General features: G+C 60.8%; 21 protein-coding genes. 12 read left to right on the top strand and 9 right to left on the bottom strand.

Annotated features, from left to right (window positions below):
• Positions 1-530: DNA-binding response regulator (locus I8N66_RS06445; protein WP_291151111.1), on the bottom strand; the 530-nt coding region annotated here is incomplete at its 3' end.
• Between the two features lie 417 nt (positions 531-947).
• Positions 948-1190 carry a hypothetical protein gene (locus tag I8N66_RS06440; protein WP_291151108.1) on the bottom strand — a complete coding sequence of 81 codons (243 nt, stop codon included), beginning with the start codon at positions 1188-1190 and terminating at the stop codon, positions 948-950.
• 241 nt (positions 1191-1431) lie between these two features.
• Here I8N66_RS06440 and I8N66_RS06435 point away from each other — a divergent pair, with 241 nt between their 5' ends.
• From I8N66_RS06435 to I8N66_RS06405, 7 genes are all read left to right on the top strand, one after another.
• On the top strand, positions 1432-1716 hold the full coding sequence (locus tag I8N66_RS06435; protein WP_291151105.1) for a DUF1236 domain-containing protein: 285 nt from the start codon (positions 1432-1434) through the stop codon (positions 1714-1716).
• 38 nt (positions 1717-1754) lie between these two features.
• Entirely contained in the window at positions 1755-1910 is a 156-nt protein-coding gene (locus I8N66_RS06430; protein WP_113539590.1) for a DUF3309 family protein, read from the top strand.
• Complete coding sequence (locus tag I8N66_RS06425; RefSeq protein WP_365886900.1) at positions 1911-2942, top strand: DNA topoisomerase IB; 1032 nt, start codon at positions 1911-1913, stop codon at positions 2940-2942.
• Positions 2943-3221: 279 nt separating this feature from the next.
• Positions 3222-3368, top strand: a complete 147-nt coding sequence (locus tag I8N66_RS06420) for a hypothetical protein (protein WP_291151098.1) — start codon at positions 3222-3224, stop codon at positions 3366-3368.
• A 107-nt stretch (positions 3369-3475) separates the two neighbouring features.
• Positions 3476-3778 carry a hypothetical protein gene (locus tag I8N66_RS06415; protein ID WP_291151096.1) on the top strand — a complete coding sequence of 101 codons (303 nt, stop codon included), beginning with the start codon at positions 3476-3478 and terminating at the stop codon, positions 3776-3778.
• A gap of 49 nt (positions 3779-3827) precedes the next feature.
• The gene (locus I8N66_RS06410) at positions 3828-4040 is read left to right on the top strand and encodes a hypothetical protein (protein WP_291151093.1); all 213 of its coding nucleotides are present in this window, start codon (positions 3828-3830) and stop codon (positions 4038-4040) included.
• A 200-nt stretch (positions 4041-4240) separates the two neighbouring features.
• On the top strand, positions 4241-4480 hold the full coding sequence (locus tag I8N66_RS06405; protein ID WP_291151090.1) for a hypothetical protein: 240 nt from the start codon (positions 4241-4243) through the stop codon (positions 4478-4480).
• A 19-nt stretch (positions 4481-4499) separates the two neighbouring features.
• On the opposite strand, the gene I8N66_RS06400 is transcribed toward I8N66_RS06405, so the two are convergent.
• Together I8N66_RS06400 and I8N66_RS06395 are read right to left on the bottom strand one after the other, a co-directional pair.
• Positions 4500-5552, bottom strand: coding sequence for a PAS domain S-box protein (locus tag I8N66_RS06400; RefSeq protein ID WP_291151087.1), 1053 nt, complete (start codon positions 5550-5552; stop codon positions 4500-4502).
• A 283-nt stretch (positions 5553-5835) separates the two neighbouring features.
• Entirely contained in the window at positions 5836-6516 is a 681-nt protein-coding gene (locus I8N66_RS06395; protein WP_291151084.1) for a DUF1236 domain-containing protein, read from the bottom strand.
• 151 nt (positions 6517-6667) lie between these two features.
• Here I8N66_RS06395 and I8N66_RS06390 point away from each other — a divergent pair, with 151 nt between their 5' ends.
• From I8N66_RS06390 to I8N66_RS06375, 4 genes are all read left to right on the top strand, one after another.
• Positions 6668-6871 carry a CsbD family protein gene (locus I8N66_RS06390; protein ID WP_291151081.1) on the top strand — a complete coding sequence of 68 codons (204 nt, stop codon included), beginning with the start codon at positions 6668-6670 and terminating at the stop codon, positions 6869-6871.
• 624 nt (positions 6872-7495) lie between these two features.
• Positions 7496-8611, top strand: a complete 1116-nt coding sequence (locus I8N66_RS06385) for a hypothetical protein (RefSeq protein WP_291151078.1) — start codon at positions 7496-7498, stop codon at positions 8609-8611.
• A 457-nt stretch (positions 8612-9068) separates the two neighbouring features.
• On the top strand, positions 9069-9338 hold the full coding sequence (locus tag I8N66_RS06380; protein ID WP_113538226.1) for a hypothetical protein: 270 nt from the start codon (positions 9069-9071) through the stop codon (positions 9336-9338).
• Between the two features lie 189 nt (positions 9339-9527).
• Positions 9528-10505 carry a L,D-transpeptidase gene (locus I8N66_RS06375; RefSeq protein ID WP_291151070.1) on the top strand — a complete coding sequence of 326 codons (978 nt, stop codon included), beginning with the start codon at positions 9528-9530 and terminating at the stop codon, positions 10503-10505.
• A gap of 101 nt (positions 10506-10606) precedes the next feature.
• Here I8N66_RS06375 and I8N66_RS06370 read toward each other — a convergent pair whose 3' ends face one another.
• Positions 10607-10795, bottom strand: a complete 189-nt coding sequence (locus I8N66_RS06370) for a hypothetical protein (protein WP_291151067.1) — start codon at positions 10793-10795, stop codon at positions 10607-10609.
• A 163-nt stretch (positions 10796-10958) separates the two neighbouring features.
• Here I8N66_RS06370 and I8N66_RS06365 point away from each other — a divergent pair, with 163 nt between their 5' ends.
• Positions 10959-11213 (top strand): hypothetical protein, encoded by a 255-nt coding sequence (locus I8N66_RS06365; protein ID WP_291151064.1) that lies wholly within the window; start codon positions 10959-10961, stop codon positions 11211-11213.
• A 528-nt stretch (positions 11214-11741) separates the two neighbouring features.
• Here the strand turns inward: I8N66_RS06365 and I8N66_RS06360 are convergent.
• Genes I8N66_RS06360 through I8N66_RS06345 form a run of 4 tightly spaced genes read right to left on the bottom strand, consistent with a single transcriptional unit; the run spans position 11742 to position 16974 of the window.
• The gene (locus I8N66_RS06360; RefSeq protein ID WP_291151061.1) at positions 11742-12584 is read right to left on the bottom strand and encodes a CoA ester lyase; all 843 of its coding nucleotides are present in this window, start codon (positions 12582-12584) and stop codon (positions 11742-11744) included.
• A complete protein-coding gene (locus I8N66_RS06355; protein ID WP_291151058.1) occupies positions 12581-13798 on the bottom strand; it encodes a CoA transferase in 1218 nt (405 codons plus the stop codon). The genes I8N66_RS06360 and I8N66_RS06355 overlap by 4 nt, the downstream gene beginning before the upstream one ends.
• Entirely contained in the window at positions 13795-14844 is a 1050-nt protein-coding gene (gene ugpC, locus I8N66_RS06350) for a sn-glycerol-3-phosphate ABC transporter ATP-binding protein UgpC (protein ID WP_291151054.1), read from the bottom strand. Before ugpC ends, I8N66_RS06355 begins: the two co-directional genes overlap by 4 nt.
• 30 nt (positions 14845-14874) lie before the next feature.
• The gene (locus I8N66_RS06345) at positions 14875-16974 is read right to left on the bottom strand and encodes an ADP-ribosylglycohydrolase family protein (RefSeq protein ID WP_291151052.1); all 2100 of its coding nucleotides are present in this window, start codon (positions 16972-16974) and stop codon (positions 14875-14877) included.
• Between the last annotated feature and the right edge of the window lie 13 nt (positions 16975-16987).

The following is a 16987-nucleotide window of genomic DNA, read 5'->3' as shown; positions in this document are numbered from 1 at the left end:
AGCAACTGACGCATGGCGAATACACTGCTGGCCGGCACGAAGATGCCGCCGGCCAAGGCAAGATAGACGGCCTCTATGCACACATCAACGCTGACGGAGGAAGGGATGTAGCCCTTCGCGCCACATTCAAGCGCCTTCATGATTTGGCCAAGCTCGTCCGTGTCTGCCAGGACGATGACCGGCGCCGGCTCGAATTCCGACGACAATCTGCGAATTTCTTCGGCGACGGTCGGTTCAGATGCCTTTCTGCCGCCGATGTTCAAGAGGATCGCAGACAGTTTAGGCCAATGACTGTGTCGCTGCCGCCATTCCTCGATTGATCCAAGGGCCAGCACACGGATCTCCGCCTTGTGGGCGACAATGCTTTGTGCCAAGCATTGCCGGTCAAGCGCACGACCGTCGATGATAACCAGCAAGTGTTCCTGCTGTGCTGATGCCTCTTGGCGCACCCCGGCAGTTTGGAAATGTTCGCCGGACAAGTGCACGGTATCGTTAGATAATTGCTTTCCATTCGATTTTTTTAAGATCATAATTACATTACTCCCCGACCCGTAAATATTCAGGCCGCGCGCGACGATAATTCCCTCAGGGTTGCGCTACCAGGCCTTGAAAAATACTTCGGTTAATACTTGGAGAGCTTGCCGACGCATTAACTTGACGGAGACTCTCCGCTAAAAATCGTCTCAAAACACGCTTACTCTACAACAATCAATATATTAGAGACTACTACAAAGGGCGGCTGCGGAATACGATCAAATTGGGGTGTTGCGGATGAAAAAAGAAGTACGCCGCGGGCGTCGGCTGCTTTGAAATAGGTATCAGACATAGCAATTAAGTACTATGCGCTGGTCGCCTGCCCTTCCATCCAAGGGCGCCGCTCGATCGCGACACGATTACCGTTAGCACGTGCCGGTCGGAAAGCTCCGGTGCAAGCAAGTATGGCGAGCTCAGTGCCGCGTATTGCTTTTCGGAGCGAATTTCGTGCATGCCATGGCGGGTCGCAAGGGCGTGCGCATGGCCGCGACATACTCATCGGTCAATTCGAGCAAGGCCACGGCTATTTCGTCCCAGGACCATCCGGCATGCTCGGCAAACTCCGTCAGAATCCGGAATTGATCGCTCATTGCCAACTGACACTCGAAATCGCGTTCGGCACCGCCGACGACTTTGGTCTCGATCGTTTTCACCATTGTTCCTCCTGTTCGACAAGTAAACTCTGAGGAACGACCGCGGGTTCCGGCGAAGTTGACAGCTTTGCCCGCAATCCGTCGAATAGAACCCGTGACCAAAGTTCGGAAAAGCGAGAGATTTCTCGCCCGATAGGCAGCCGGGCCGGAACCTCTAAGAATAGATCACGCGCTGCCGTTATGACTTCTTCGGAACCATTCTCGCGATCAACGGTTGGGCTCCCACAAGTTAGGAGGCTTGATCATGAAGAAAATCATCCTGGCAAGTGTTATCGCGGGCCTGTCCTTCGGCGGTATCGCTGTAGCGCAGACAACCGTCGTCGTGCCCGGTGAAGTCAAAACCTATGTCCTTGAGCAGAGCGGCCCTTCCGTCGTCTATCAGGGCGACATTGTCGTGGGAACGCGCCTTCCAGATACCGTCGAGGTCCACACGATCCCGGATCAACCTACCTACGGCTACGTGGTTCTCAACGACCGGAGAGTGCTGATCAATCCGCAGACCCGCGAGGTCATCGAGGTCCTGAAGTGATCGTCAGCTCAAAACATAAATAGCGGAAGGACAGTAAGATGCTTGGAACCGTACTGCTGATCATCCTGATCCTGCTGTTGGTCGGTGCAATTCCCGCATGGCCCCATTCTTCGAATTGGGGCTACGGGCCATCCGGTCTTGTGGGCGTTCTGGTCGTCGTACTGTTGGTCCTCTTGTTGATGGGGCGGATCTAATTGGAAACAGGCCAGAGCGCGTCACCGGCTGAGCCCGACCTTGTCTACGTTTCAGACAAGGAGCCGGGCTACAGCCGGCGGCGTGTAGAAGGTGGTTTTTGCTATCGCCGTCCAAACGGCGCCACCTTGAAAGATCCTGGGATCATCGCCCGCATCGAAGCGCTTGGCTTGCCGCCAGCCTATGAGCGTGTCTGGATCTGCATGAACAAGAACGGCCACCTCCAGGCGACCGGCTTTGACGCGCGCGGGCGAAAACAATATCGCTATCACGAGGCGTGGCAGAATTTGCGAAGTCTCGCCAAGTTCGACCAGCTTCAAGCCTTTGCCAAAGTGCTGCCACGGATGCGCCGAACCGTGCGCAGACACATGGATGGGCCGATCGACGACCCGACCACGGTTCTTGCGACGCTGGCTGCCCTGCTGGACCAGGCGCCGCTTCGCATCGGGAATTCGAGCTACGTCGAACAGAACGGCAGCTACGGCGCCGCCACGCTTCTCAAACGACATCTCAGCATCCGCGACAACCGTATCGAACTGAACTTCAAGGGCAAGGGCGGGCAACGCATCCGCCGGCGGCTGCGCAGTCCCAGACTGCAACGGATGCTGGAGGAGATTGCCGAGCTTCCCGGACGCCAGCTCTTCGTGTCGGTGGGGCCTGACGGCAAGGCCCAGCCGATCGAGTCCGGCCGCTTTAATCGCTACCTTGCCGATGTTTCCGGCGCGCCGATTTCCGCCAAGACCTTCAGAACCTGGGCAGGAAGCGTCGCCGCCTTCGCGGTCGCGCGAGAAGCCCTGCAGGAAGGCCTGCGCCCAACAGTCAAGCAAATGTGCGAAGCCGCGGCGGACGTCCTCCACAACACGCCCGCCGTTTGCCGCAAGAGCTATGTCCATCCGGCCATTCTCGCCCTTTCCAAACCGGGCGGAGCAATTCCGCGTGGCAGCCGCAACGCAAAGGCGCCGAACGGCCTTCGCGCTGACGAAGCTGAGCTTGCCCGGTTTCTGAAAAGACACGGGGCAAAGACGTCGCGATAGGGCCGAGACGTCTCGCTCGAGCATCCCTTCGTTGGCGCTTCGCCGACTAACCGGTGGCTGGCTCAACGTCGCCCGTGACGGGAGCCCGCCGACATATCCCCACGACCGGCACCGGTCTTGGCCTATGAACCTGCAACCGCTCTCTCTCCCCTTCGATACTGTGATCCGGGGTGGAACAAAGTCACCGAGTGCGGGTTGGAGGAAGCTTTTCTCCAGGAGAAACCTTTGCACACCACCGGGCAAGATAGAAGCGCAGCCATACGCCCGCAGGAAATGGCGATGCTGCAGGACGTGCTCAATCAACTGTTGAGAGAGAAGAACATCTCGCCCGCGGACACGCGGGCGGAAACCCTTGCGGCGCGCATCATCGAACTGTTTCGATCGGGCGTCCGCGATCCGGAGGCTCTCAAGCTGATGGCCGGATAGAAAACGAAGCCCAAATGCAGCATGCCGGCTGCGCGCCGGCCCGGCGAAGCAAATACCGGCAACCAATGGCGCGCTAGCCGGTTCGGCTGCCGGAGGAGTGCACGGTGATGCGCAAGGAAACGCCAGCGCGCGATGATCCATACAACCCGCCTCTTGGCAATTCTGCTGCGGACAATCATCCGCTCGAAGGCCAATTGGCAACGTTGCGGCAAATGACGAGAGAACTCGAGCACGAGATCGACGACATCCTTGCGGATGCGCGTGAACTCGTTGGCTCAGCGCCCGGCGTAAACCGCGCGAAGGTGATCAAGGCGCTCGTTGCCGACAAGCGTAAGAAGCTTCTTCGCCTGCAATCCTACCTGGTGATGCTTGAGGAGCGCGTGAACCGCGAAGCGATCGGCTCCCACTGAACAGCCGACCCTTTGCCGAAGGCACCACCGCTCTTCCCTGGAGATGGAAATGCCCAGTCTATTGCGTTTTCTCATTTGGCATCTGTCGTCCGGTTTCCTGCTGGGCGCATTCACCGCTCTGGTGATTGCGGCTCAAAATCCCGAGATACTGGGCCACAGGGGCGCAATCGAGCCTCTCGCTCTTGCCATGCAGGTTTTCGCCTTTGGCGCCTCATTCGCCATGGGCAGTCTCGGCACGGCCTTGATGGGCAAAATCGATTGATCTCAACGAGCTGTAGCCGCGTGCTTGCAAGCGCTTGGTCGCGCCGCGCTCGCTGGGGATATCAATCCAAGCTCACTGGCAGCGTTTCCGACAGGGAACAAAAAACGGCTTCGAGCACTTGGGCACGCATACGCAGTACCCTGCGGATCGGCGTGGCCTGCGGAGGAAACACCAACATCACACGATATCAGGAGATCGAGATGGCACAGCACCAGCCCGCTTCCTACGAGAACAAACCGCGCGCACCTGCCAAACGAGGGCGCGCACGGATCATCAATCCGTCGGAGGCCGTTTATCACGGGCACTACGATCTTGCGGAATTTATCGCGATGTATAGTTTGACGCCGCTGGACGCGCGGGAGATCTTCGCGCGCATCGGCCCGGCCCGCAGCGACCTCGACAGATACATGAAAGCACACCGGCAAGATATGGCGGGGTGATTGCGAGAACTCCAGCGCACTATGGCTCCTCGGTCGCCGCCGGTGCGGCGGCCGCATGATAGGGCTCCAGGAAGCGATCGGCCGATCCTGCCAGCCGCCACCGTAGCATTCCATCGCCGCAGGCTACGTCGACCGTCGAGCTCAGCGCCTGCGCCGCGCTGCGCCTCAGCACCACCGCGCCGAACCCGGATTGCGGCATGCTCGGGCCTTCGGCTCCCGGCAGAACGCGCTCTTCCCAGGTGATCGAGAAACCGCGGATCGGTCCGCGTTCGGCAAGGGTCCACCGCACGGAGATCGCGCCGGCTCCCTCTTTCAGTACGCCGCTGCGCAACGAATTCAGCGCCAGTTCGTGGATCGCCATGCCAAGGTTCTCGATTGCGACCGGCACCAGCGCCAGAGAGGGCCCTTCGGCCTGGCATATGTCGCCCGGGTGAAACGGCGCCATCTGTGTCTCTACAAGGTCTCCGAGATCGGCGCCTTTCCAGTCGGCAGAGGCAATCAGATCGTGAGAGGCCGCCAGGGCCCAGATGCGTTCCTCGATACGCTTCTGGAACGTGGCGGCATTGGAAGCCTCGCTGCGGCTCTGCCTGATCATTGCAAGGATAATGGCGTACTGGTTCCTGACCCGGTGGTTGACCTCGCGCAGGAGAAGGCGAATGCGTCGTTCCTTTTCTTTGGTCGACGTGATGTCGCGCGCAACCATCGATGCCCCGACGATCTTGCCTGCACCGTTGGGAATAGGCGAGACGGTCAGCGAAACGGTAACGTAGCTTCCGTCCTTGCGTTGGCGCACCGTCTCGAACGGCTCGATCCGCTCCCCTCGCCTGAGGCGCTCGAGCAGTTTCATCTCTTCTTCGTGAAGGTGCGGCGGGATAATCGTGAGGATAGACTGCCCCATCATCTCATCGGCAAGGTAGCCGAAGAGCCGCTCCGCCGTCACGTTCCAGGTGCGGACCGTGCCGTCCAGATCCTTGCTGACGATAGCATCGAAAGACGATTCCACCATCGCAGCGAAACGCGCCCGAAGGACATCGTCGGCGACAGCGTCCTCATCAAATAGGCGTGACGGCATCGGTCTGCTCGCTTCCGGCCGGACATTCTTTGTGGGTTCGTATTGCCTGGCCCAGCTACTACGTCCCAAACTCCCAAATTGTTCCGCTGCATGGGAGTTCGGCGCCCACTTTCATGGAGCTCGGGCGCATCAGCGCGAACTGCGATCTTCTACCGACTTGCGTTGGGCGGCTGCCTTTTCTTGGAGCGAACCCGAGATCCTCTGCCACCCAATGATGGCTGGCTGCCAAAGTGGGGCATAGCAACGGGCCGCTTGGCAACCAGGCGGCCCGTTGCTTGCATGATCAGGCCAGGATCACGACAACTTCCAGCGATGAAGGGTCGACGATGACGATCCGGCCATCGGCCAGGACGAAGAACAGGTAACCTTCGTAGGCCGGGACAATCCTGACGATGCGGCCCGGCAGCGGTTGCAGCTTGACCTTGGTGGTCCGGGGCACGACGACGCCGACCGAGACATCGAAATCGACATCGATAGGCCTGACCTTCTCCTCCTTGATGACCTGAGTGATCTCGGTCTTTTGTTCGACCGTCACTTTGGTCGTGGACTTGGCGCTCTGTCCTTGGCCAGACGGCTTGGACTTGCTTTGGCCAGACTGCGTGGCTTCACCCTCCTTGGCGGGTTGCTCGTTGCCCGATTGCTGGCTTTTGCTTGCGTCGTTCTGCTTTGCCGCACCCTCTTGTTCCTGGGTTTGGTTCTCGGCGCCGACTTTCTTTCTGTCAGTCTTTTGCTGCTCAGTTGTCTGACCTTGCTGTGCTTTCCCTTTCCCCTGCATCTCAGGCTGTTGGCTCTGTTCCCCACCGCCCTTTGGGCATTCCGTACCAACGGGACATTTGCTCGACTGACCTTGGGCTGGCTGTTCGGCGGCCTGCCCCTGAGCGGGCTGTTCTGTCTGGGCGAAGGCCGGGACGCCCATGGTACCAAGGCTCAAGGCCAGGGCACTTTTGACAAGGATATTGGTCATTGGAACTCTCCAACTTGTTCATCAGCACTGGCGCCCAAACCATCATGCTTTCCTAATGTTCCGGAGGATCAAGACAGAGCAAGGGCCTGGAGAGAACCAATTCGGCATCTGCGAGTTGGGGTGGCGTCTCAAGATTGAGGAGGATCCATGAATGGACTGGAACCGTATCGAAGGGAATTGGAAGCAGGTCAAAGGCAAGATCAAGGAGCAGTGGGGCAGGCTCACCGACGACGATCTTGACCAGATCGCCGGCAACCGGGAGCAGCTCGAAGGCCGAATTCAGGAGCTCTACGGGATCGAAAGGGACCGCGCCCGCAGCGAGGTCGATGATTGGTACGGTCGCCAAACCTGGTAGGTCGTGGTTCATCTGGCATGGCCGCCCCGGAGCACACGCAACCCCAGTGCGGCCTGCCTAAAAGAATGAGCGCCTTAGTGGCCATCATTCAGCCTTCGGTCGTCATTGACCTTCCTCTCTGGAACTCCATGGGCCAGAGGGCTTGCCGCAGCCCCTTGTGCAGTGCATTCTTTCGTGGGTCCGCATTTCTCAAATCGGACCTTAGTCCTATAGGACTTGGCAAAGGTCTTACCCACTTGGCGCGCACTCAAATCTCAGAATATTCTAATGCAACTATAGCGTCACCCAGCACCGCGGCTGCGGTCCATTGGTGTTGGTGACTTCGGGACCAATTTGCGCCGTGGCACCAATTGGCACCCCGAATGCATCAATGGAGCCGTGAAGCTGCACATGCAGGAGCAATAACGACGAAAGGCGACTGCCATGGAGCCCATGCCACTGGCTCAGGTGTCGCTGGCCTAACAATGAGAATCTATACCGCTTTTGCTGCCGGAAAGTTTGTTTGCAGGGCGACAACGTCTAGTTCGAATCAATAGCTTACATTCCCGAACTGATATGCGGTGGGGCCGGTAGCGAGCCGGCATATATTTCGTACCTTTTTTTTGCGGTCAGAAGCGAGTGAAAATGAGCGAAATCCGTTCGCTTGAACGTGCGGACATTCCAGCGATTGCAGGCATGTTCCAGCGGGTGTTCCGTAATGACCAGGGCCGACCACCGCCGGCACTTGCCGATTACATGCAGCAGCTCTACCTCGACGCCCCCGGCTGCGATCCCGAGATACGCCCGCTTGTGCACGTCAACGACAACGGCGCCATCTCCGGTTTCGTCGGCGTCAACGTCCTGCCCATGCTCCTGAATGGCCGCCGGCTGCGGGCAGCGATCTGCGGCTCGCTGATGGTCGAGGATCACGAGAACGATCCCTTGGCCGGGGCGCGCATCCTCAAGGCCTTTCTCGCCGGCCCGCAGGATCTCTCTTTCAGCGAAACCGCAAGCGACGTCTCGGCCCAGATGTGGACGCGCCTTCGGGGTGTCGTCCTGCCGCAATACAGTCTCGATTGGGTGCGCGTCATCCAGCCCGCGTCCTTCAGCCTAAGCGTTGCGTCGAACCGCATCGGGCCGGCGCGGCTCGCAGCGCCCATTGCGCGTGCCGTTGACGGCGCTTACCGCAAGCGGATGGCGCCGGGCGAACAACGCTGGTCCGCCGTGTCAACCGCCGGCACAAGCCAGGCCGGCTTCACAGCTCAGGAAACCGATCGCAACGGCTTTGCCGCCGTGGTCGATCGCTTCATCGGACAGTTCCCGCTGCGCCCCGACTGGGCTGAAGGGCAACTCGACTACATTCTCGGCGATGCGGAGCAGAAGCCCGAACACGGCACACTTGTCTACGCGCTGGTCACGACACGCACCGGCACGCTCGTCGGTGCCTTCGCCTATTACGTTAGAGCCGGGGAAATCGGAAGGGTCCTGCAGGTGCTGGCGCTGCCCGGCCAGGCCGGACCGGTTATCGACTGCCTGGTCGGTCACGCCGCCAAACGCAACCTTCCGGGCCTCAGGGGTCGGACGCAGCCAGCACTGATGGAAGCCATGCTCGGACGCCGGATTGCGTTTGTCCATGTCTACTCAACCGTCCTCCACTCCCGTGATCCGGCCATCATCCAAGTATCCCGGGAAGGACAAGGGTTCTTCAACGGCATTGCCGGAGAACACTGGTGCCGCCTGATCTCCGGCACCTTCAGTTAACATGGCACTGCGGCACCGCTTGCTTCGAGTTCGTCCGCTATGCCGGACTCCATGGGGCAACTCCGTCATTGGTCAGTCTGGGCTCGGCTGCATATTCCAGCAGCGAGGCACCAGAAATGTATACGCAATCGGTATTCGTCAGCCCCCTGCAACATTGATGCGACATCGATCAAAGGGACGCTTTCTTGCTGCTTCGTCACGAGAACATTCGATGGGGGGGCTTAGCGAAGAGCAACCCAGCGTCACTGGCTTAATTCCATGAAGAGGTATAGATTGACCGGCCGGTCGTGGCCCCAGAGCCGACGGCCGGGAATGACTGCATGGGAGGTCGGGCGATTGAAGCTTGTCTCCTCCAAGAAGGTTCGTGGGTCGAGGCCGATATCGGCGATGTCCCGCGCGAAACTGAGAGCGTCAACTGGAAGATGGGCCGGAAATCGCGGCCTCCAGGGAGGTTTCAATGCAGCGGGCAGTCAATGATATCAACGGCCAATGGAATTCAACCGAGCTTGAAATGCTCCAGCGAACATTCGACCGCGTCTGCCTGTGGCAGAACATCCCGCCCAACAGTCTGCGTGCAGGACGGCTGGTTCGTTATCTCAACGATCAGCTTCGTGGCGGCATCTGCGACGAGGGCACCCTGTTTGAAAACGCCATGTTGCTGGAGCGAGCGCGTTCCGAGGCGACGTCCTTCCCCCGGCGCGGCGCACCGATGCGTGTACTCAACTAGCTCCGCGCCATCGCAGGGAGCGTGAGGCCTGTGTTTTGCGGGGCGAAGTGTTTCCGCCACCAACGGGCCGGCGCGACAAGTTGCCATGACCTCAATCGAAATCGTCCCGGCTTGCCAGGACATGAACCCGGCTAGCCGCGACATGTGAATGGGCGGGAACAAATCCGGCGCGCAGGCGATTGAGTGGTCATGAAAAAAATGATCCTGCCGACAGCGCTGTTGATGCTGTTTTCCGCCGGTGTGGCCTCAGCCCAAGCCCTTCTGCCGGATGCGATCAACACTGCTCCGATCGCACCTACTTCATTGGCACCGAAGACGGGCGCTTCGGATCAACCCGATCCCGCCATCGTTCGGCTTCAAGTTCTCCTGGACCGCGCGGGTGCATCACCGGGCGTGATAGACGGTTTTGACGGTGAGAACGTTCTCAAGGCGATTGCAGCCTTCGAGGCCATGCAGGGTCTGCCCGCAGACGGCAAACTCGATCCCGATGTCATCAGGCGCCTTACGGACGAGGCGCTCGTGGTGCAGCCCTACCTCGTTTCCGAAGCAGACACCAAGGGGCTCGTTGCCACGATCCCTGAAGACTATTCCGAGCAGGCGAAAATGGATCAGCTCGGATTTACGAGCGTCGCGGAGAAGCTCGCCGAGCGCTTTCACATGGACATCGATCTCCTCAAGGCGCTCAATGCCGCCTCGACGTTTTCGGTTGGCGACACGGTGTCCGTCGTGATCCCCGGTGCGCCAAGGAAAGGCACGGTCAAACGCATCGAAGCCCATCGGCGCTCCGGCCAACTCATGGCCTTCGCCAGTGACGGCAACCTGATCGCAGCCTATCCGGCCACAATCGGGAGCCGGGAGACCCCCTCGCCCTCCGGGACGCACAAGGTCAAGGGGGTCGCTCACATGCCTCCCTATGTCTACAATCCGAAGATCAACTTCCGGCAGGGCGACAACCGCAAGATCCTGACCTTGCCCGGCGGCCCGAACAACCCTGTCGGCAGCGTCTGGATCGATCTATCGAAGCCAACCTACGGTATCCACGGCACGCCAGAGCCATCGATGATCGACAAATCCGGATCGCACGGTTGCGTTCGCTTGACGAACTGGGATGCGGAGGAATTGGCAGGGATGGTCAAACCCGGCGTGATCGTCAAGTTCGTAGACTAGCCCCGCCGAGCGGGGCTGCTACGACACGCATGCGAATGAATAGATGAGAGAATGCAGCCGCCCGAACGGGCAGTTCGACCGTGTATGCCTGTGTCGAGCAATCAGCGTATGCGCGTCTGAGCGCGTACAATGTTCATCTGAAGCTCATGGCTCGTTGCATATCTGCCGAGCACCTTGATCAGGCGCTGCTCTTCGGTCCTGTGAATGCCGGTGCGCCGGCAATAGTCCGAAACGTCCCAGATATGCCTGGCCTGGGAGTTGTCGACTGTTCGGATATCGGCGTGTTTCATCCTGTGCCTCCCCTTGCAAACGAGTAACGTTGGGAGATCGCTTTGGTTCCGCCCGAGACGCTGAAATGCAAGGCGCCGGCGGCATTTGTTGCCTTCAAGGGAACGTAGTTTTCGCCCGCTGGTTTGGGGCGCGAAATCCCCCCCGAAACAGGAGACAGATGCAATGTTCAATAGACTTCTGATTGCGGCCGTCATGGCCACTTCTCTCACCGGCGCCGCCATGGCCCAGACAGACATGGCCTGCGATCAGGCCGGCATGACAAAACTGGAAACGGATGTGAACTCCATTACCGACGCAACCAAGAAGGAGATGGCCACCAAGGAGCTGGCCATGGCCAAGGAAGCCATGGCGGCAAAGGATACGGCGAAGTGCAAGACCCACATGGACAACGCCATGAAGGGTAAGGACGCCATGTAATCTAGAGCAGCCGTCGGCTAGGGTGTTTCACCGCTTTCCGTGTAGTTTGACACCCATGCCGGTGGCTCCTGCTCCTTACTGCCATCCACCTTGATGCCGCGCTCCCTGGCCCACCGATAGCCCCACATAGGCCCGTTTACGGTGGCAAAGTCAGGCTTTCGGTCACAAGGCACGATGCATCTGAGCCTCATCCAGAGAGACGAAGCGGTATCCCTCGCCTTCAAAGATCGCCGGCGCCGATCGATGACCGCGGCATTAATGCGATATTGACGTGAAGACGCATGATTGCCGGAGAAGAAACGGCCACGAGTGGCTTGCTGTCGTTCGGCGCACGACATGCTGCATGGATGGCTCCCACTATCTCGGCTGAACCGGGACGCAGAGCGTCACCGGCAATTTCCCAAGGTCGCGGGTATTCGGTTTTCGTTGCTGCAACATTGCACTGGCGATGCGAGGCCACGTTGTGGCGTTCGAAACGCCGGCCTCTAGCGTCGAGATCCGAATAACAGGGCGATCTTCGCCAGCTGACTAATCGATCTTCTGCAAGATGCGGCGGGCGCGTTCGATAATCGGCGCATCCACCATCCGATCACCGACCAGGAAAGCGCCCTTGCCCTTGGCCGCAGCACCTGCCGCCGCGTCGAGCACGGTGCGCGCCCAGGCGACCTTTTCTTCACTCGGCGAGAACGCGGCATTCATGATCGGCACGGCAGAGGGATGAATGCAGGTTGCGCCATCAAAGCCGTGGCGGCTCGCTTCGCGGGCGGCGGCTTCAAGGGCATCGCGCTGCTGATAGTCTGCAACGGTCGTCAGTGTCCCGAACGACAACTTGTCCTCCGCCTTGGCCGCGAGATGCACGAGCAACTTCGGCAGACGCAGAACCTCGGGCAGCGGCTCGGCCCCCATGCTGGTGGCGATATCCTCGCCGCCGGCCACGAGGCCCAGCACCCGCTTGCAGGCGGCAATCGGTCTTGCGTCCAACACCGCGCCGGCATCCTCCAACAATGCGACGAAGGCAAGCGGATCGCGCCCGAGTTCGCGCTCGGCCGCTTCCAGGTGTTCTGCGAGCTCGCGCACCTGCTCCGGCGAACTTGTCTTGGCAATGAACAGGCCGAAGGCACCGGCGCGGCAAGCGGCCTCCGCATCCGCCCTCTGCAGTTCCGGCGCGACATTGATGCGCACGAACACCTTGGCGCCACCTCGTCCCGCCAGGAGTACGGACTGCGGCAGTCCTGCGCGCGCCGCTTGCTTTTCACTGTGGGCGACGGAATCTTCGAGGTCGAGCACAATCGCATCGGCACCCCGCTCATGCGCTTTGGCGATGAAGCGTTCGGACGAGGCCGGCACATAGAGAAGAGACCGCAGTCTCATGCCTCCTCTCCTGCCAGAACGAGGTCGATTGCGGCTGCATCCAGTCCGGCTTCAGCAAGGACTTCAGCCGTGTGTTCTCCAAGCGTGGGCGCGGGCCGCCGCCAGACACCCGGCGTCTCAGACAGTCGTGGCACGATGTTGTGCATCGGGAGGCTGCCGAATTCGGCATCCTCCACATCGACGATGATTTCGCGTTCAGCGAAATGCGGGTCGGACGCAGCGTCTGCAATGTTGTAGATCGGCCCAACCGTAGCACCGGCCTCGCGCATGATCTTCAACGCCTCGTCATGATCGTGCCGGGCAAACCAACCGCCTACAGCCTCATCGACAAGGTCCCGGTTTCTGACGCGCTCGGAGTTGGTTGCGAAGCGCGCGTCCTGGTTCATGTCGGCGCGGTCGATGATCTCGAAAATGCGCCTTGCGACCTGGGGCGTCGAGCCTGACAACGCTACATATTTGCCGTCGCGGCAGCGGTAGACGTTGCGCGGGGCGGCCGTGTTGGAGGCGCTGCCGACTCGCTCCTTGATCTTGCCGGTCGTCTGGTAGATCGCCGCCTCGGGGCCGAGTACCGAAAACATCGGTTCCAGCAGGGACAGGTCGATCACCTGCCCCTTTGCGTAGCCGCGATCGCGTGCGAGCAGCGCCGTCACAGTGGCCGAACTGCCGTATACGCCGGCGATCATGTCGGCGAGCGCCAGCGGCGGGAGCACGGGCTCGCGGTCGGGGAACCCGGTGCGATAGGCAAATCCGCTCATGCCTTCGACGATCGTGCCGAAGCCGGGGAACTGCGCATAGGGACCTGTCTGGCCGAAACCCGAGATGCGCACAATGATCAGGTTGGGGTTTCGGGCATGCAGCGCTTCCGGTGAGAGCCCCATGCGCTCCAGCGTTCCCGGCCGAAAATTCTCGACGAAGACATCGGCCGTATCGATCAGCGCCCAGAGGGCCGTCATCCCCGCCTCTTGCCTCAGGTTCAGAACGACGGAGCGCTTGTTGCGACTATAGGTCTTCCAATAGAGCGAATGGCCGTCGTCCTTCCAGTCCCGAAGCGGATCGCCGGCCGGCGGTTCGATCTTGATGACGTCGGCACCGGCATCGGCGAGCTGCAGCGACAGCATGTTGCCGGCGACAAGGCGTGATAGATCCAGAACACGTGTACCAACAAGCGGCCCCTTGGCAGAGGCGTCGAACCGGCGCTTGGCAAACCCGCTCATCTGATGCGCTCCCCGGTGTCCTTGTCGAAGAGCAGAACCTTGTCGACATCGATCGTCAGGGTCACGTCCTGGCCAGCCGTAAGCAGCTTGCCGCCGTGAACGACGACCGAGATATCCTGGCCGCCCATGTCGACGACGATTTCCTGGTCCTCTCCGGTTGGCTCGACCAGGCTGATGCGGCCCCGCACACCCGTTGTGCCGAGCGTGATGTGTTGCGGGCGGATACCGCAGACGACCCGCTTGCCCGCCGGTACCTGCCGGCCGAGCGGCAGCGAGACGCCGCCGCGGGTCAAAGCCGTCTCGCCCTCGGAGATCGCCTCGATGAGGTTGATCTCCGGCGAGCCGATGAAGCCGGCGACGAAGAGATTGGCGGGATCGTTGTACAGTTCGAGCGGGGCGCCGGCCTGCTCGATCTTCCCGCCGTTCATTACGACGATCTTGTCGGCCATGGTCATGGCCTCGGTCTGGTCGTGGGTGACGTAGACCATCGTCCGGCGCAGTCGCTGGTGCAGCTTCTTGATTTCGCTGCGCATCTTCACGCGCAGCTTGGCATCGAGGTTGGAAAGCGGCTCGTCGAAGAGGAAGGCGCGCGGGTCGCGCACGATGGCGCGGCCCATGGCAACACGCTGACGCTGGCCGCCCGAGAGTTCCCGTGGCAGGCGGTCCAGCAGTTTTTCGAGACCAAGGATTTCGGCCGCTTCGGTCACGCGCTTCTGGATCTCCGCCTTCGGCGCGCCGGCGAGCTTCAGCGCGAAGCTCATGTTTTCCGCGACCTTCATGTGCGGATAGAGCGCGTAGGACTGGAAGACCATGGCGATGTCACGCTCTTTCGCCGGCATGTCGTTGACGACCTTGCCACCGATGGTGATCTCGCCGGCTGAAATATCCTCCAGCCCGGCGATCATCCGCAACAGCGTGGACTTGCCACAGCCCGAAGGGCCGACGAGCACGACGAATTCGCCATCGCCCATTTCCAGCGAGATGTCGTTAAGCACGGCGACGCTGCCGTAGCTCTTGCCGACGCTTCTGAGCTCTATCTCGGACATGTTTCCTCCTTTTCTTTCCGCGTCGCGCCGTTAGCGCTCGGCGACCTCGAGCCGACCGATCGACATGCGTCCGGCAGACGCCATGCGCAGGCCGGCCATGCCGTAGCGCAGCGTCGCATCGTCGGCCTGAAGCACCCGCTCGCCGTCAATGGAGAGCGTCAGCTTGCCGCCCTCGACCGTGAGATCGACCGCATAGCTCCGACCGTAGTCGATACGGAACGGGCAGCGTGCGAGGACCTTCGTGCCGTGGTTTTCCAGAAGGATCACGGCTTCGCCGTTCTCAAAGCCGGCCGCATAGAAGCGGCTCGCGCCTTGAGCGCGCGCCACCACCAGGTGCGAGGCACCCGAGTGCGGCTGAAGCTCGGCCTTGACGCTGACGTCGCGCAGATAGGCATTGCCCGTCCAGGCGTCCGCGTCGGTTGCCGTATGGGCATGGATGCGGCCCTGCTGCAGGCTCCAATGACCTCGGTTCCAGGTGAAGCGGGTAATGCCGCCCCATTCGTGCGCTTCCTTCGCCGGATCGATAACGACGCGGCCCTTGCCGGACACGGAGAAGTCCGCAAGGAACAGCCGGCCAAGGAACTTCAGGCGACCGAAATATTCGACCAGGATGCCGACTTCGTCGACCGCCTCGCCATTGCCATCGGGAATGGTGAACTCATAATCCTGCCAGCCATTCGCCGAAGGCACATGCCAGGCGCCGGTTTCCTGAATGGTGCCGCTCATGGCGCGGCGAACATAGGGTGCCACGCGCAAATTGCCGTCGCCGTTCCACGGGTCGAGCCAGAGTTTGAACTTCACTGTCTGGCCGTCATCGGCAAGCGGGGTGAACATCGGGCGGTAGCGCTCGTCGTCGAAGTCGGAGCGGCGATAGAAGGGCTTCCAGAAGATGCGTCCGCCATGCCCGCGCTCAAGACGGTCGAGGAGGATTTCCAGCGATCCCTTGGCATTGTCCGTGTGGCGCTCCGCCGATGCCTTGACCGCGATCTGGTTGAAGGGCTCGGTGCGGAAGCCATGGGTAGCGCCCGGAGCATCGAAATCAAAGCGCACACCGCGGCGCTCGAAATCCTCGACCCAGAGTGCTGGAACTTCACGTCCCTGCAGACGGAGCGCCAGCACGGTCAGTTCGCGGGCAAAGGAGGGAATGTCGACGACGTTGACCGTGCCGGTTACGCCGGAAGCGACGACGAAGTCGTTGATAGGCTTGCGGTACTTGTCCCAGCTTGGGCGCACCTGCTGCAGGGTGCCGACGATCGCACCGGCATTGCCGGCGTTGCAGTCCGTATCCCAGCCGGCCATGGTGGCAATCTCGACGGTGCGCGGCAGATCGCCCTGACCGTAGATCAGGCTCATGACGAGCACGCCGGCATTCGGAATGATGTGGCAGACGCCGGGATAGCGGTCATAGCCCCAATCCGCCGTCAGCATGTCGCGGCAGGCGCGCCAGTCATTGGGGTTGCTGTCGTAGAAACGCAGCACCGCGCGCGAGACCTTGGCATAAAGCGAGTCGCCCGGGATTGTCTCAAGACCCGTTTCGATCACGTCCTCGATGCTCCTGGCAACGAAGGCCTGGGCGATGGCCGCGGCACAGAAGCGGGCGCCATGCAGGCCCTCGCCGTCATGGGCGACACTTGCCGCAAGTGCTGAGGCTTCGGCAGCCTTCTTCGGGTCGGCCGGATGCACCCAGCCCCAGCTGTCGATAAAGATCTGGCCGCCGATCTGTTCGGCAACCGTCGTGCCGTTCTGGGCGATCGAGCCGGACTGCGGCGCCGGGATGCCGGCGCGAAGGTTCTGGTAGGCGGTATGCTCGGTCGAGTTGCCGAAGCCACCCCACCAGTACATGCCGTGTTCTTCGGCTGCATAGTTCAGCCATGTCTTGCCGACCTCTTCGGCCGTGGCACCGAGGCCGTAATCGCGCAGCGCCCGGATGAAATAGACCGGGCCGTTGGTGTCATCATCCGCTGCGAAATTCTTGAAATCGCGCAGATATTCCGTCACCTCGCCATAGGTGTCCCGGATGCGTTCATAGCTCCAGATCGTCGGCTCGACGGGTGCGCCCAAGCGCACGCCGATCGCCTTGCCGATGAAACCGGAATAGATACGCTCGAAGATTTCTGTGGTGCTGAGCATCGGATACTTTCAA

Origin of the sequence: Ensifer sp. SSB1, assembly GCF_016652895.1 — a bacterium.
Taxonomy (GTDB): domain Bacteria; phylum Pseudomonadota; class Alphaproteobacteria; order Rhizobiales; family Rhizobiaceae; genus Ensifer.
Note: the sequence above shows the minus strand (reverse complement) of the source record. Positions and strands in the feature narration are given on the sequence as shown.

Coding starts and splice junctions, on each gene's coding strand:
- I8N66_RS06440 (WP_291151108.1), bottom strand. CDS start 1,190: ATGGTGAAAACGATCGAGACCAAAGTCGTCGGCGGTGCCGAACGCGAT.
- I8N66_RS06435 (WP_291151105.1), top strand. CDS start 1,432: ATGAAGAAAATCATCCTGGCAAGTGTTATCGCGGGCCTGTCCTTCGGC.
- I8N66_RS06430 (WP_113539590.1), top strand. CDS start 1,755: ATGCTTGGAACCGTACTGCTGATCATCCTGATCCTGCTGTTGGTCGGT.
- I8N66_RS06420 (WP_291151098.1), top strand. CDS start 3,222: ATGCTGCAGGACGTGCTCAATCAACTGTTGAGAGAGAAGAACATCTCG.
- I8N66_RS06415 (WP_291151096.1), top strand. CDS start 3,476: ATGCGCAAGGAAACGCCAGCGCGCGATGATCCATACAACCCGCCTCTT.
- I8N66_RS06410 (WP_291151093.1), top strand. CDS start 3,828: ATGCCCAGTCTATTGCGTTTTCTCATTTGGCATCTGTCGTCCGGTTTC.
- I8N66_RS06405 (WP_291151090.1), top strand. CDS start 4,241: ATGGCACAGCACCAGCCCGCTTCCTACGAGAACAAACCGCGCGCACCT.
- I8N66_RS06400 (WP_291151087.1), bottom strand. CDS start 5,552: ATGCCGTCACGCCTATTTGATGAGGACGCTGTCGCCGACGATGTCCTT.
- I8N66_RS06395 (WP_291151084.1), bottom strand. CDS start 6,516: ATGACCAATATCCTTGTCAAAAGTGCCCTGGCCTTGAGCCTTGGTACC.
- I8N66_RS06390 (WP_291151081.1), top strand. CDS start 6,668: ATGGACTGGAACCGTATCGAAGGGAATTGGAAGCAGGTCAAAGGCAAG.
- I8N66_RS06385 (WP_291151078.1), top strand. CDS start 7,496: ATGAGCGAAATCCGTTCGCTTGAACGTGCGGACATTCCAGCGATTGCA.
- I8N66_RS06380 (WP_113538226.1), top strand. CDS start 9,069: ATGCAGCGGGCAGTCAATGATATCAACGGCCAATGGAATTCAACCGAG.
- I8N66_RS06375 (WP_291151070.1), top strand. CDS start 9,528: ATGAAAAAAATGATCCTGCCGACAGCGCTGTTGATGCTGTTTTCCGCC.
- I8N66_RS06370 (WP_291151067.1), bottom strand. CDS start 10,795: ATGAAACACGCCGATATCCGAACAGTCGACAACTCCCAGGCCAGGCAT.
- I8N66_RS06365 (WP_291151064.1), top strand. CDS start 10,959: ATGTTCAATAGACTTCTGATTGCGGCCGTCATGGCCACTTCTCTCACC.
- I8N66_RS06360 (WP_291151061.1), bottom strand. CDS start 12,584: ATGAGACTGCGGTCTCTTCTCTATGTGCCGGCCTCGTCCGAACGCTTC.
- I8N66_RS06355 (WP_291151058.1), bottom strand. CDS start 13,798: ATGAGCGGGTTTGCCAAGCGCCGGTTCGACGCCTCTGCCAAGGGGCCG.
- ugpC (WP_291151054.1), bottom strand. CDS start 14,844: ATGTCCGAGATAGAGCTCAGAAGCGTCGGCAAGAGCTACGGCAGCGTC.
- I8N66_RS06345 (WP_291151052.1), bottom strand. CDS start 16,974: ATGCTCAGCACCACAGAAATCTTCGAGCGTATCTATTCCGGTTTCATC.